Genomic DNA, 15,593 nt, shown 5'->3' with positions numbered 1-15,593 from the left:
TGCAGTCTAACGCAGTCAGAGTAAATTGGCTTGTAAAAGGTAGGGGTGTATTTAAACGAGAGACCAGGCGATCGTTTCGCCAGCGCGTAGCGGAACAACTGTGTCATTGCCTAGCGGTAGCTCAGTAGGAATTTTTTGAGCCTGCTTAGCGAGGATAATTTTTTTACTATTGCGCTGCAAATGATAAAAATCTGGACCAAAGAAACTGGTAAATCCCTCTAACTTATCTAATTTTCCGGCACTCTCGAATGCCTCTGCATATAAGCCAAGAGCATTAAACGCGCTATAGCAACCAGCACAACCACAGGCTGCCTCTTTAGCGCCTTTGGCATGCGGCGCACTATCAGTGCCCAAGAAAAAACGAGGATTACCGCTAGTAGCAGCCTCTAACAATGCCACACGATGCTCTTCACGCTTAAGCACAGGCAAGCAATAATTGTGCGGACGAATCCCACCAGAAAAAATGGCATTACGGTTCATCAGTAAATGTTGTGGAGTCAAGGTAGCGGCAATGGTATTTTTTCCACCAGTCGCAGCGTCGCGAACATAGTGTGCTGCTTGTTTAGTCGTAATGTGTTCAAACACAATTTTCAGTTCAGGAAAAACTTTACGCAAAGGCTCAAGAACAGTATCAATGAACACCGCTTCACGATCAAAGATATCGATATCAGCATGAGTCACTTCACCATGAACCAAGAGCGGCATTCCGACAGCTTGCATTGCTTCCAAAGCTTTATAGCAATGCTTGATATCACTTACCCCTGAATCACTATTGGTAGTAGCACCCGCAGGGTATAGCTTGATTCCGGTAATGCCCTGTTCTTTAGCTTTACGCACTTCATCGGCAGAAGTATTGTCTGTGAGATACAGGGTCATCAATGGTGTAAAGCTAGTTACGCCCAGAGACTTCAGACTCGCTTCGATTCGCGCCCGATATGCATTTGCCAGATCTACAGTGGTAACTGGCGGCTTCAAATTCGGCATGATGATCGCACGAGCAAACTGACGTGCAGTATCAGCCAAGACATCCTTCATCACTTCGCCATCACGGATATGCAAATGCCAATCATCTGGCTGAATCAGTTCGATTTGTGTTGGGCTGTTAGGCATGTTTATTTATTGAGCAAAATGATGCGGAAATCATTCACATTGGTAAGTGTAGGACCAGTTTCCACTAAAGCATCTAATTCTGCAAAGAAGCCATAGCAATCATGGGCAGACAAGAATGACTCCGGCATCATTCCCTGATCCAAACTAGCTTTGCGAATATCACCTGTAAACCATGCACCCGCATTTTTTTCACTGCCATCAATACCATCGGTATCCGCAGCTAAGGCTGCTAGATTAGATAAATCTTTTGAGGCAGCAAAAAGTGAGAGGAGGTATTCACTACAACGACCTCCTCGACCTTTAACGCCAGCAGGGATGGTGACTGTACATTCACCACCAGAAATCAATGCCAGCGGTTTATCAGTTAGTTGAGATACATGTTCTCTAGCTAGTTGTGCCTGAGTCACGCCAACTGTTTGTGCTTCGCCAGTAATCGTGTCTCCCAGAACAATAGCTTCATAGCCTTGACTACGAACATAATCTGCTGCGGCTTCTAAACTTTTATAAGCAGTGGCAATGACATGATTAGCTACTTGGGCATTTACCAAATCAGCATCTTTTAAGGTCTCTGGTTTTTCTCCTACAAGCCCTTGCTGCAGGTGATTGAGAACGGATGCAGGAATGTCATTTTTACCTAAGCCATATTTTTCAAAGATAGCTAAGGCATCTCGGTAAGTGGAATAGTCTGCTGCACAGGGCCCACTAGCGATATCTGCTGGCGAATCACCAGTCACGTCAGATATTAGTAATGCCTCTACACGTGCGCCACGGGCTATAGCAACCCTTGCTAAATTGCCTCCCAAGATTGCAGATAAATGTTTGCGAACAATATTCATCTCTTCAATCGGGGCACCGCTTCGCAATAAAGCCTCTGTGGTCTTGCGCATGTCATCAATCGTGATGCCTTCTTGCGGCAAGGTCAATAAGCTTGAGCCACCACCAGAAACGAGGGCAATGAGTACATCGCCCGGTTCTAATTGCTGAGTTAATGCATAGATCGCTTTAGCACCATCCATCCCTGCCTGATCAGGCACCGGATGACCGGCTTCAATAATTTGAATATGACTTGTAGGTGATGCATGTCCATAACGGGTTAGCACTACGCCCTCTAGATTGACTTGAGGCCAATGTTTTTTTGCATAAGCCTCAAATGCGCTAGCCATTGAAGCACTAGCCTTGCCGGCCCCCACCACTAAGCATCTACCTTTAGGCTCCTCGCCAATCGGAAATATCTTCGCTAAATATTGTGGGACGATGACTTGAGGATCAGCCACAGCCACAGCAGCTGCAAAGGCATTTTTTAAAATGCCTTCAGTAGAAATTTGCTGGGTATTGTCTTGAGTCATCCAGATATTCTAATCAAGAGCAGCGCGTTCTTGCATTTGCCACATCTCAGCATATTTTCCCTGGGCTGCCAACAACTCTAGATGAGTGCCCCGCTCAACGATTTGCCCATGCTCCATGACCAGAATTTGATCGGCATGAATAATGGTAGATAGCCTATGTGCAATGATCAGAGTGGTGCGATTTTTAGCTAGGCCAAGCAATTCTTCCTGAAAAGCCCTTTCCGTCTTGGAATCTAAGGCAGAAGTTGCTTCATCAAAAATCAGCATTGCTGGCTTTTTCAATAAAGTACGCGCAATTGCTACACGCTGCTTTTCACCACCAGAAAGCTTCAAGCCCCTCTCGCCTACCTGGGTATCGTAGCCGTCTGGCAGGCGTTTAATAAAACTATCAATTTGTGCCGCTCTGGCAGCTTCGTGCACCTCTTCGATTGAGGCAGAAGGATTGCCATAAGCAATGTTATAGCCAATAGTGTCGTTAAATAAGACCGTATCTTGTGGCACGATGCCGATCGCTTTACGTAGGCTAGCTTGCATCACATCTTGGATATTTTGATGATCAATCAAGATCTTGCCAGACTGCACATCGTAAAAACGGAATAACAATCTCGCTAAAGTACTCTTACCTGCACCACTTTGTCCAACCACCGCAGTAATCGTTCCTGCCGGAATAGTGAAACTCACATCACGAAGAATTTCACGCTTAGCGTCATAGTGGAAAGAGACATTTTCAAAGCAAACATCTGGGCCATGACCATGATTATCAATCTGCAAAGGATGCGCGTTAGGTGAATCGGAAATTTCTTTATCAGTATTGAGTAGGGAGAACATCCGCTCCATGTCTGTCAGAGATTGTTTGATCTCGCGATAAATCACACCCAGGAAATTGAGGGGAATATACAGCTGGATCATTAAAGTATTTACCAGGACTAGGTCGCCAAGAGTCATGGTGCCATCTACTACACCGAGCGTAGCGCGCCACAAAATTAAGACTAAGCCAATAGCGATGATTGTTTGCTGGCCAAAGTTGAGGACTGCTAAAGATTTTTGCGACTTAATAGCAGCAGCTTGGTAGCGCACTAAATTTTTATCGTAACGACTAGCCTCAAAAGCCTCATTACCAAAATACTTCACAGTCTCAAAATTTAATAATGAATCAATGGCTTTCTGATTTGCCTTTGAATCCATGTCATTCATGGTCTTACGAAAATGGGTGCGCCACTCTGTTACTACTACAGTAAATACAATGTAGAAAACCAAGGCGCATAAAGTAATGGCTGCAAACCAAATATCATATGAATAAGCCAAATAGCCCAAGACCAACATGAATTCAACTAGTGTTGGCAGGATGCTATAGAGCGAATACGAAATCAGCGACTGAATGCCGCGAGTACCACGCTCAATATCCCGACTGACGCCTCCGGTTTGACGAGCCAGATGAAAGCTTAGTGCTAAGGCGTGCAAGTGCTCAAAGACCTGCAGAGCTACCTTACGGACAGCATTTTGGGTCACTCTGGCAAAGAGAAACTCACGCAACTCAGCAAACAAGGATGCAGCCATTCGGAGGAGCCCATAAGCCAGAATGAGTGCCACTGGAACTACGAGCAAGACCTGTGGAGAGTCTGCCTTGAGGTTTAAATCATCAATTAAACGCTTAAGCAAAATGGGGATGCCAAGATTGGTAACCTTAGCAGCTACTAAACAAGCGAGAGCAATTGCAACTCTAAATTTATATTCCAGTAAATAAGGAATTAAATCGCGAATAACCTTCCAATCACTTCCCTGTGTGGGCTTGGAGTATGTACTTCCATGGTGGTGTCCCGATGATGGTCTCATCGCTCTATCTTATTCCTTCTTCTCGGAAAAGAATTTAAGAATAGCGTCGCCATTGCTACGGGAAAAACATTTCTTAGCAGCCTCTTCGAAAGGCAGCCATTGAAACGCGACATGCTCTCTAGGAGAAAGCTGGATTTGAATATTTTCTGGGACTTCGAGCGCAAACCAATGCTCGATATTGCGAGTAACGCCAGGCGCATAACGAAAACGCCAATCTGGATAAATTTCATACTCAATTTGATGGTGCAAATTGCGCAAAGATCCAGCAGCAAGCTGATCTACTGCAATACCCGTTTCTTCAAAAACCTCACGAGTAGCTGCTAAGGCAAGATCTTCATCCAAAGCATCTAAGCTGCCAGTAACCGATTGCCAGAAGCCCGGACGATCTGCGCGTTCTATCAATAAAACATCCCTATTCGATTTGTAAATAACTACTAAAACCGAAATGGGGATTTTCAAGATAGGTGCTGCTTAAAATGTTTTAAGCAGCAGGAGCGGCTTGGCGTAAACGGATATGTAACTCACGTAACTGACGCTCATCTACTGGACTAGGAGCTTGAGTCAATAAGCACTGCGCACGCTGTGTCTTAGGGAAAGCAATCACATCACGAATGGATTCAGCACCGGTCATCATTGTTACGATGCGATCAAGACCAAAAGCGATACCACCATGTGGAGGAGCGCCATATTGAAGGGCATCTAACAGGAAACCAAATTTGGCTTGCGCCTCTTCAGCACCAATCTTCAAGGCACGAAATACTTGACTCTGAACAGCCTCTTGATGAATACGTACTGAGCCTCCACCAATTTCACTGCCATTGAGAACCATGTCATAAGCTTTTGCCAAGCACTTACCTGGATCAGACTCCAAATACTTCATATGCTCATCTTTGGGGCTGGTAAACGGATGGTGACAAGCTACCCAACGCGCTTCACCTTCGTCGTAATCAAACATTGGGAAATCAACGACCCACAATGGCTTCCAACCTTCAGTAAAGAGCCCATGTCCTTTACCCCAGGCAGATTGACCAATGCGTAGACGTAAATTGCCAATGGCATCATTCACTACTTTTTCTTTATCAGCACCAAAGAAAATGATGTCGCCATCTTTTGCCCCAGTGCGCTTCAGAATCCCCTCGATCGCTGCATCATGAAGATTCTTCACGATGGGGGATTGCAAACCATTGCGACCTTCAGCAATCGAATTCACCTTAATCCAGGCTAAACCTTTGGCGCCATAGATGCTGACAAACTGGGTGTAGTCATCAATTTCACTTCGGCTTATCTCTGCGCCACCCGGCACGCATAAACCTACAACACGGCCGCCTTCTTGATTAGCAGCGCCGGAGAAGACCTTGAAATCAACGTCTTTCATCAAATCAGTCAACTCGGTGAACTCAAAGTTGACCCGTAGATCTGGTTTGTCAGATCCGAAGCGCGCCATACCTTCTGAGTAAGGCATGGTTGGGAATGGGTTAGGCAGCTCGACATTCATCGTCTTCTTGAAAATATGACGGATCATGTTTTCAAAGAGCTCACGAATTTCTAATTCACTTAAGAATGCTGTTTCACAGTCAATCTGCGTAAATTCAGGCTGACGATCCGCGCGCAAGTCTTCATCGCGGAAGCATTTAGTGATTTGATAGTAACGGTCAAAGCCGGCCACCATCAATAACTGCTTAAATAATTGTGGCGACTGTGGCAATGCAAAGAATTGACCATCATGAACCCGTGAAGGAACCAAATAATCACGCGCACCTTCTGGAGTGCTCTTGGTCAACATCGGTGTTTCGATATCAATAAAACCAGCATCGTCTAAATATCGACGGCACTCCATCGCAACGTTGTAACGCAAACGCAAATTCTTTTGCATTTGTGGACGGCGTAAATCTAAGACACGATGAGTAAGCCGAGTTGTCTCGGATAAGTTTTCATCATCAATCTGAAATGGAGGGGTTACAGAAGCATTCAAAATCACAAGCTCGTGACAAAGAATTTCTACCTTTCCACTCACCAAATCAGCATTTTCTGTGCCAGCAGGACGTGCGCGCACGAGTCCTTTAATCTGGATGCAAAACTCACTGCGTACTTGCTCAGCTAAAGCAAACATCTCAGGACGATCTGGATCACACACTACCTGGACAAAGCCCTCACGGTCACGCAAGTCAATAAAAATCACGCCTCCGTGATCACGACGGCGATTAACCCATCCAGCAAGGGTGACTTCTTTACCAATCAGTGAATCGGTTACCTGTCCGCAGGTATGGCTTCGCATCGACATAACAATTTCCTATAAATCAAAAATGGCGTGGTGACTGTGGTGGAGTCAAACCACTAGAACTATTGGGTGGCACAGAGCCCATAGAAACAATATGCTTCAATGCTTCCTCTACGCTCATCTCAAGCTCAATCGTTTGTGCGCGCGGCACAATCATAAAAAAACCGGAGGTTGGGTTTGGGGTAGTCGGTAAGAATACATTGACATAATCCTCACCCAATTTCGCTGTAACTTCTCTTGCTGGCACTCCAGTTTGAAAAGCGATGACCCAAGAATCAGCGTGTGGATAGCGAATCAATAGGGCTTTACTAAAGGCCTGACCACTTCCAGAAAATAAAGTAGATGAAACTTGCTGAACGCTCGAGTAGATCGAACGCACAATTGGAATTCGGTTTACAAACTTATCCCAAATCTTTAACCACCATTGGCCAGCAAAACTAATCGCAAGCAATCCAGTGAGCATAATGACTGCAATCACAATCAAAATTCCCACACCTGGCAAGTCTCGGAAATGCTGTACGTCTAATGCCGCATCACGTGGAAGAACCACCATGATGGCATGCATGACTGACCCAAAAACACCATCGAGCAAACCCAAGCCCCACGCAATCACCCAAACGGTGATCGATAGTGGTGCCCAAACAAGGATGCCTGCTATAAAGTATTTTTTCATGTGTTCTGCCTAGCCCGCTATTTTAGCGGTTTAGAGGCCAAGCATCTAAAGACTAATAAATGCCTAGGCCGATGATCAAAATTCCGGCCAAAAAGCCCCCAGCAAAGAGCAAAGCACCCACCAGAAGACGGTGAGTACGTCTTTCCTCAGCCAAAAGTGCCTTTAAGACCTCTAACTCGCCATTTTGGTCTTTTGTCTGATTGCGACCTTGAACAAGGGCATCAGCAATCAAGCGAGGCAAAGTTGGCAAAATCTTGGCCCAGGAAGGCGCCTCTTCCTTCAAGCCATCGATCAAGCCGCGCCAGCCCAACTGCTTGCTAATCCATTTTTCCAAAATAGGCTTGGCAGTTTTCCAAAGGTCTAGATCGGGATCTAATTCGCGGGCCAGTCCCTCAACGTTCAAAAGGGTTTTTTGCAAGAGCGTTAACTGTGGCTGAATTTCTACTTTGAAGCGGCGCGATGTTTGGAATAAACGCATCAACACAATGCCTAAAGAAATTTCTTTGAGAGGACGATCAAAGTATGGCTCACAAACTGAACGTACTGCCCCCTCTAATTCTTCAACCCGAGTATTGGCGGGGACCCATCCGGATTCAATATGCAACTCCGCAACCCGACGGTAATCCCGGTTAAAGAATGCCAAGAAATTCAGTGCGAGATAATTTTTATCAGACTCGCTCAGCGCGCCCACAATACCGAAGTCCAGTGAGATAAAGCGCCCGAATGTTTCTGGCTCTAAGCTAATCATGATATTTCCAGGATGCATATCTGCATGGAAAAATCCGTGCTCAAACACTTGCGTGAAAAAAATCTCTACGCCATCGGCAGCTAGTTTTTTAAAATCTACTCCAGCTGCTCGTAACTCTGTAGTTCTGCCAATGGAGATGCCATACATCCTCTCCATCACGATGACATTGGTGTGGCACAGATCCCAATACATTTCAGGGATCATCAACTGATTCGAGCCTGTAAATTGCCGGCGCAGTTGACTGGCATTTGCTGCTTCACGCATCAGATCTAATTCATCATGCAGATAAGTATCGAACTCGGCAACGTTCTCGCGTGGTTTTAATCGACGACCATCCTCAGAACTTTTTTCAATAATCTTTGCCAAGTCATACATTAAGGCAAGATCACCTTCAATCACCGGCAGAATGCCAGGGCGCAAGACTTTGATGGCTACAGCCTTACCTTCCCACTCGGGATGTTTTTCAGTAGCGTGCAAGGTTCCGAAATGCACTTGAGCAACTGAAGCGCTCGCTACTGGCGTAGCATCAAAGCTAATGAAGACTTCTTCAATCGGCTGGCCAAGCGCTTTCTCAATTAAGCGCCGAGATTCCTCATTAGAGAACGGCGGAACCTGATCTTGTAACTTTGCTAACTCATTAGCAATATCTTCTGGCAACAAATCTCGACGTGTAGAAAGCACTTGCCCAAATTTCACGAAGATTGGTCCAAGAGCTTCTAGCGTCAAACGAATACGCTGACCTCTTGGCAAATCGCCACCAGGTGAAGTCCAGCAGATTACTGTGAGAGCACCCTTACTAACCCCGGGCTTAAGAATGTCGCGCAAGAGGGGGAGCAAGCCATAACGCCAAGCAGTAAAGAAGATAAAGAAGAGGCGAGCCATTCGACGCACGATTTATCTAGCCTTTTGCTCTAAGAATTGAATACGCTTTTCTAAGCGGTCTACTGATTCACGCAAATCATTCAATTCAGATTTATGCGCCATAAAGTCTCGTTTATTCAAAAGTACTTTTCTTTCTTCACTGACATACTCAATCACATTTTCCAGTAAATCAGAGGCAGCAGAACGAGATGCGGAGACAAACTTCTTACCTTGTCGTACAGCAAAGTTTGCTGGCGCATCACCAACCAGGCGAGCTAAATCTTCTTCGTATTCCCAGCGTAACTGACCTGCTAAGCGACCTATTAACTGAGCTAAATCTGCATCACCAGTAATTTTTACAGCTTTGAAAGCTTGCTCACGCAAACCACCCGAACTTCCTGCTAAGTCTCCTAAGGCCTTACTTGAAACCTCGAGAGTGAGAGAAGGATTATGGGCTTCCTTAAGAGTATTCAAGAAACCAGTAGGCGCAATCTCAAAGCAAAGCTCGCCGAGTGGTAATCCAAGCAATATTGTTTTGCCAGCATGCTTCGCTAATTCTGCAGATGCCCATGGCTCACTACCTAATACATGATTAATCCCTCGGCAAGCAGCGCCAGCGGCAATGGTATGGGTAGAGGATAAATGCGTGTTCATGAGTGTAAAAAACCCGCACAAGTGCGGGTTTTCCAATGGAAAGTACCTAGAGCTTAAACTAACTGCGAGATACCCGCTAGTACCCAGCCTCCAGGACCCTCAACGGGCTTACTTAAGTTCCAAATTTCAGAGAAGTCACTTGCCGGGGCGCCTGACTGCTCACGAATCATGCCGCTGAACTGAACGCTACAGTAATAATGCGCGTCGGCAGTCTCAATACCGATTAGCTGAGCGTTAATAGTAACGACATCCGTTTGATTCGTACTATCAGTCCGCCCTGCTAGGTCCTGCTGAATAGTGGCAAACATTTCAGGAGTCGTAAATTCACGCAAAGAGGCAAGATCGCCGTCATCCCAAGCTTTTTGCAAAGTAGCAAAGTATTGCTTTGCATTCTCAAGGAAAGAACGTTCGTCAAAACCTGGTGGCAGCGTCGATTGAAATGATTCTGGCTCAGCGCTCACGCCACCAAATGCATTGGCTGCTGGAGTGAATGCAGGCTCCTGTCTCGGAGTTTGCTGAGTACTGGTTCGCTGCATGCCCGTTGGCACATTAGCGTTATTCCCAGCGCCAGACATTGCTGGCAACATTTTGCGAATCACAAACATAATGGCAAAGCCAGCCAACACTGCAATGAGAAGTCCAGTAATCATGGAGGATGCAGCTTCACCAAGACCAAAATGCGACAAGAGATAGCCAATACCCAAGCCTGCTGCTAAACCACCCAAAAGACCACCCATGCCACCGAAGCGACTAGGCGCTGGAGCTTGTGGAGCGGGCGCAGGAGCAGCTGGCTGAGCTTGCTGTGCAGGTTTTTGTGCAGGAGCAGCTTGTTTTTGCATTGGTGCACTTGGTGCTTTTCCAACACTCTTACCATTACCCAAACGAGCAGCATCAACATGACCAACTGATGCAAATACCAAAGTAAGGCTTAGTAGTACTGCTTTGAAAAAATGCTTATTCATTTAATTTTGACCCCTTCTTATAACTGCTTAACTGCGTTAGTTTTTAAGAACTTAAAAACTATACAACTATCAGTATTTAATACCAATATGTAAGGCAACGATACCCCCAGTCATCCTATGGGTTTCTACTTCATCAAAACCCACGCCTAACATCATTTCTTTGAGGGTTTCTGCGTCCGGGTGCATTCGGATAGATTCGGCCAAATAGCGATAGCTTTCCGAATCTTGGGCAATCTTCTCACCCAACCAAGGCAAAACCTTGAAGGAATAAGTGTCATATACAGGCTGCAAAAAGGCATCAGGCTTCGAAAACTCAAGCACCAATACCCGACCACCAGGCTTGATCACGCGACACATTTCGCCAAGAGCAACATCTTTATGAGTCATATTGCGTAAACCAAATGCCACGGTGACAACATCAAAATGATTATTTGGAAACGGAATCTTTTCGGCATCGAACTGAACGCAAGGTAAAGCCATACCGCGATCTAACAAACGATCACGTCCAACGCCCAGCATAGATGCATTAATGTCACTCAACCAAACTTGGGCATCGGGATTACTACCCCAATCAGCCGCTTTTGCAAATGCAGCTGCGAGGTCGCCAGTACCACCAGCGATATCGAGAATCTTTTGTCCAGGACGAACATTTGCTCGGGCAATGGTGATTTTTTTCCATACACGATGTAAGCCAAAAGACATGAAGTCATTCATCACATCATATTTGCTGGCTACCGAATGAAATACCTCAGCAACCTTCCCGGCTTTTTCAGCCTCATCAACGCTTTGATAACCGAAGTGGGTTTTACTCATTAGTGACTTCCACAAGAGTGGCCAGCTTGACTCATGGGTGCATCACGATCAAGACCGGCAGCCGCTAACTTATTTAAATGCTCTTTCCATAACTCTTCTTGGTTCTCACCTAAATATTGCAAGTAGTCCCAAGAGTAAAGACCTGAATCATGGCCATCAGAAAAACTGGGCTTTAGTGCGTAATGCCCAACAGGCTCAAGACTGGCGATTAAAACATCACGTTTTCCAGTTTGCAAAGTCTCTTGCCCGGGACCATGACCTTGCACCTCTGCCGAAGGAGAGAGCACTCTCAATAATTCGAAAGGTAAACGGTAGGTAGAGCCATTCTCATAAGAAAGCTCCAGAACTTTGGACTGCTGATGAACAACAATATTAGTTGGAATCATTAAACAAGGACCCTTTCAATACCACCTTGATTTGCTTTGGTAACGTAGTCTTGCATCCAGTTGTCACCCAATAATTTTTGAGCCATTTCAACCACGATGTAATCTGCAGTGGTATCACTATCGGCATCAAAGCGACTTAAGCCTTGCAAGCAAGATGGGCAACTGGTGAGCACTTTGACAGCGCCAGTAAAGTCATCTTTACGTAGCTCATTGGCAGCTTTTTCCATTTCAATTTGCTTGCGGAAGCGTACTTGTGTAGAAATATCTGGACGAGTAACCGCTAGGGTTCCAGACTCACCGCAACAACGATCATTCTTCGGAATCGCTTTGCCATCTTCCAATTGAATTAGTTCGTTCACCGTCTTCAAAGGATCTTGTAGTTTCATTGGAGAGTGGCAAGGATCGTGATACATATACTTCACGCCCGTTACTCCAGATAGCTTGACCCCTTTTTCTGCCAAGAATTCATGAATATCAATGATGCGGCAACCCGGGAAAATCTGTTCAAACTGGTAACCAGCTAATTGGTCATAACAAGTGCCGCAAGAAACAACGACCGTCTTAATATCTAAATAGTTCAGAGTATTAGCAACGCGGTGAAACAACACGCGGTTATCCGTAATCATCTTCTCGGCCTTATCAAAATCGCCATTACCGCGCTGTGGATAGCCGCAGCATAAGTAACCTGGTGGCAATACTGTTTGTACACCCACATTCCAAAGCATTGCTTGGGTAGCTAAACCGACTTGAGAGAACAAACGCTCAGATCCACAACCAGGAAAGTAAAACACTGCTTCAGTATCTGCAGAAGTTGTTTTCGGATCACGAATAATAGGCACATAGTTTGCATCTTCAACATCCAATAATGCGCGCGCAGTCTTCTTGGGCAAATTACCTGGCATCTTCTTATTGACAAAGAAAATGACCTGCTCTTTAACGCTCGGCTTGCCTACTGTTGCAGGAGGATGCGCTGTTTGCTGTTTTGCAAACTTACGCAAAACATCGTTTCCAAGGCGCTGTAGCTTATAACCCCAACCAATCATGGTCTTACGAGCCAAACGAATAGATTCTGGGCTTGTCGCATTTAAGAAGAACATCGATGCTGCAGTACCTGGATTGAAACGCTGCTGACCCATCTTGCGCAAGAGGTTGCGCATATTCATAGTCACATCACCAAAATCAATCTTAACTGGACAAGGTGTTAAGCACTTATGACAAACAGTGCAATGCGCTGCTACGTCATCAAACATTTCCCAGTGACGAATCGAGACGCCACGACGGGTTTGTTCTTCATACAAGAAAGCTTCAATCAACAATGAAGTAGCTAAAATTTTGTCACGTGGGCTATATAAAAGGTTTGCACGTGGTACATGTGTTGCGCACACTGGCTTGCACTTGCCGCAACGCAAACAATCTTTTACGCTATCGGCAATCGCCCCAATATCACTTTGTTGCATGATGATGGACTCATGCCCCATCAAACCAAAGCTAGGCGTATAGGCCATACTCAGGTCAGCATGTGGCATCAACTTGCCTTTGTTAAAGCGACCTTCAGGATCAACGCGGTTCTTATAACTACGGAAATCTTTTAATTCAGCTTCAGTCAGATACTCAAGCTTAGTAATACCAATACCATGCTCACCAGAGATCACACCATCTAATGAGCGGGCTAATTTCATGATGCGATCTACTGCACGATGTGCGTCCTGCAACATCTCATAGTCGTCAGAGTTCACTGGAATATTGGTATGTACATTACCATCACCAGCATGCATGTGCAAAGCAACAAAGACACGCTTGCGTAGAATATTTTTATGAATTGCCTCAAGCTCAGCAAGAATAGGCTCGAATGCTAGGCCACCAAAAATAATGCGTAGCTCAGAGCGCACTTCCTCTTTCCATGAAGCACGCAAACTGTAGTTTTGTAGTTGCGGGAAACAAGTATCCATTTGCGTGAGCCAATCAGCCCAGCGGGTACGTACCCTGGAAATCAGCTCTAAGGCTTGTTGAACACGATCTCCCAAGATCTCTGCAGTTGGGATCTCATACTCAGCATCACTCTTGCCTAGTGGCAAAGCACTCTTTTTCAAGAAGGCTTCAAGGCCATCTAATACTTGTAATTTATTTTTGAGGGACAGTTCAATATTGATACGATCAATGCCATCGGTGTACTCGCCCATGCGCGGTAAGGGAATCACGACATCCTCATTGATCTTAAATGCATTAGTATGACGAGCAATAGCAGCTGTCCGTGCGCGATCTAACCAGAATTTCTTGCGCGCTTCTGCGCTGACCGCAACAAAGCCTTCGCCAACACGCAGATTTGCCATACGTACTACTTCACTAGTTGCGGCCGCAACTGCCTCTTCGTTGTCACCAGCAATATCACCAATCAACACCATTTTTGGCAGACTATTACGCTTGGATTTTGTAGAGTAGCCAACTGCGCGCAGATAACGATCGTCTAAATGCTCAAGACCAGCCAAAATCGGGCCACCTTGCTTACTTAAACCATCGAGGTAAGCTTTGATCTCGACAATACTTGGAATTGCCTCGCGCGCCTGCCCAAAGAACTCAAGACAAACAGTGCGCATGTACTTTGGCATGCGATGCAAGATCCAAGTTGCGCTGGTAATTAATCCATCGCAACCTTCTTTTTGTACGCCAGGTAATCCAGATAAAAACTTATCGGTAACGTCTTTGCCTAAACCTTCTTTACGAAAACGCTTGCCTTCAATCTCTAATAATTCTGTTTTCAGAATACGTTGGCCAGGCTCACTATTGCCATCAGACCAAGTTAATTGAAAACGTACTAATGCAGCATCATGAATCTTGCCAAGGTTATGTTCAAGACGCTCAACATCCAACCAATTACCTTGTGGATCCACCATACGCCAACTAGCAAGATTATCAAGAGCGGTGCCCCAGAGCACTGCTTTTTTACCGCCAGCATTCATGGCAATATTGCCGCCGATACAACTTGCGTCCGCAGATGTAGGATCAACCGCAAACACCAGCCCAGCATGCTCTGCAGCATCAGCTACACGACGGGTTACAACGCCCGCTCCCGTAAATATAGTAGCCACTTCATGGTCGAGGCCAGGCAGATGCTTCGTCTTCACGCCACCGATATCTTGCAACTTCTCAGTATTAATCACTGCAGACATGGCATATAGCGGAATCGCGCCACCGGTATAACCAGTACCGCCGCCACGAGGAATAATGGTGAGACCCAGTTCCACGCAGGCCTTAACCAGGCCAGGAATTTCTGATTCGTAATCAGGCTTCAGCACTACTAGTGGAAACTCAACGCGCCAGTCAGTAGCATCTGTTACGTGCGCAGCACGTGAGACGCCATCAAAACAAATGTTGTCAGCAGCAGTGTGACGGCCTAATTCTTTGCGAGCGCGTTTACGAATTTGCTCAACTTCTTTAAAGCCGTTTTGAAAACTTTCAATAGCGCGATAAGCGGCATTTAATAAAATTTCTACTTGCTCGACCGAATCGCCGCTATTTCGTTTTTTGACCTCGCCCAAACGATGCCATAAAGCATCAATTAATTGTTTCCGACGAGTCTGACTATCGAGCAAGTCATCCTGCAAAAAGGGATTGCGCTGAACCACCCAAATATCGCCCAAGATTTCAAACAACATACGCGCAGAGCGGCCGGTCCGACGGACGCCCCTCAAGTCATTCAGAACACGCCAAGACTCCTCGCCCAGCAAGCGAATAACAATCTCACGATCAGAAAAGGAGGTGTAGTTGTAGGGAATTTCACGGAGACGGGGGGAACCCGCCTCAGCATCCAACAACTGGTTCAAAGCTAATGGGGCGTTCATAGCAACATATTTGATAAATAAGCATTTTAATTGAGCGAACCTGATAGTGGCAGGAAAAGGTGAAAGCTGCTCCCCAAAGTTATAAACCCT

12 protein-coding genes are annotated in these 15,593 nt (G+C 45.7%); all 12 read right to left on the bottom strand.

From position 1 onward, the window contains the following. Nucleotides 1–51 precede the first annotated feature (51 nt). Nucleotides 52–1,110: a dihydroorotase gene (pyrC, locus tag ICN17_RS04020; RefSeq protein ID WP_216236235.1), complete on the bottom strand. Its 1,059-nt coding sequence runs from the start codon at nucleotides 1,108–1,110 to the stop codon at nucleotides 52–54. A gap of 2 nt (nucleotides 1,111–1,112) precedes the next feature. Then, a complete protein-coding gene (locus tag ICN17_RS04015) occupies nucleotides 1,113–2,456 on the bottom strand; it encodes a glycerate kinase (RefSeq protein WP_216236234.1) in 1,344 nt (447 codons plus the stop codon). A 9-nt stretch (nucleotides 2,457–2,465) separates the two neighbouring features. Beyond that, entirely contained in the window at nucleotides 2,466–4,289 is a 1,824-nt protein-coding gene (locus tag ICN17_RS04010) for an ABC transporter ATP-binding protein/permease (protein ID WP_216236233.1), read from the bottom strand. A 9-nt stretch (nucleotides 4,290–4,298) separates the two neighbouring features. Beyond that, entirely contained in the window at nucleotides 4,299–4,748 is a 450-nt protein-coding gene (gene nudB, locus ICN17_RS04005; RefSeq protein ID WP_216236232.1) for a dihydroneopterin triphosphate diphosphatase, read from the bottom strand. 22 nt (nucleotides 4,749–4,770) lie between these two features. Continuing rightward, nucleotides 4,771–6,570, bottom strand: coding sequence for an aspartate--tRNA ligase (aspS, locus tag ICN17_RS04000; protein WP_216236231.1), 1,800 nt, complete (start codon nucleotides 6,568–6,570; stop codon nucleotides 4,771–4,773). 16 nt (nucleotides 6,571–6,586) lie between these two features. Beyond that, on the bottom strand, nucleotides 6,587–7,240 hold the full coding sequence (locus ICN17_RS03995; protein WP_216236230.1) for a DUF502 domain-containing protein: 654 nt from the start codon (nucleotides 7,238–7,240) through the stop codon (nucleotides 6,587–6,589). 52 nt (nucleotides 7,241–7,292) lie between these two features. Beyond that, the gene (ubiB, locus tag ICN17_RS03990) at nucleotides 7,293–8,879 is read right to left on the bottom strand and encodes a ubiquinone biosynthesis regulatory protein kinase UbiB (RefSeq protein ID WP_216236229.1); all 1,587 of its coding nucleotides are present in this window, start codon (nucleotides 8,877–8,879) and stop codon (nucleotides 7,293–7,295) included. 3 nt (nucleotides 8,880–8,882) lie between these two features. Further along, nucleotides 8,883–9,503, bottom strand: a complete 621-nt coding sequence (locus tag ICN17_RS03985; RefSeq protein WP_216236228.1) for an SCP2 domain-containing protein — start codon at nucleotides 9,501–9,503, stop codon at nucleotides 8,883–8,885. A 53-nt stretch (nucleotides 9,504–9,556) separates the two neighbouring features. Then, complete coding sequence (locus tag ICN17_RS03980; protein WP_216236227.1) at nucleotides 9,557–10,465, bottom strand: Tim44 domain-containing protein; 909 nt, start codon at nucleotides 10,463–10,465, stop codon at nucleotides 9,557–9,559. A gap of 69 nt (nucleotides 10,466–10,534) precedes the next feature. Continuing rightward, the gene (gene ubiE / locus ICN17_RS03975; protein ID WP_216236226.1) at nucleotides 10,535–11,278 is read right to left on the bottom strand and encodes a bifunctional demethylmenaquinone methyltransferase/2-methoxy-6-polyprenyl-1,4-benzoquinol methylase UbiE; all 744 of its coding nucleotides are present in this window, start codon (nucleotides 11,276–11,278) and stop codon (nucleotides 10,535–10,537) included. Further along, nucleotides 11,278–11,664 (bottom strand): gamma-butyrobetaine hydroxylase-like domain-containing protein, encoded by a 387-nt coding sequence (locus ICN17_RS03970; RefSeq protein ID WP_216236225.1) that lies wholly within the window; start codon nucleotides 11,662–11,664, stop codon nucleotides 11,278–11,280. The genes ubiE and ICN17_RS03970 overlap by 1 nt, the downstream gene beginning before the upstream one ends. Next, entirely contained in the window at nucleotides 11,664–15,503 is a 3,840-nt protein-coding gene (locus ICN17_RS03965; protein WP_216236224.1) for an FAD/FMN-binding oxidoreductase, read from the bottom strand. The genes ICN17_RS03970 and ICN17_RS03965 overlap by 1 nt, the downstream gene beginning before the upstream one ends. Nucleotides 15,504–15,593: the final 90 nt, after the last annotated feature.

The sequence above is a fragment of the Polynucleobacter sp. 73C-SIWE genome, assembly GCF_018882465.1.
Taxonomy (GTDB): Bacteria; Pseudomonadota; Gammaproteobacteria; order Burkholderiales; family Burkholderiaceae; genus Polynucleobacter.
This window is presented reverse-complemented; position numbering and strand designations above follow the sequence as displayed.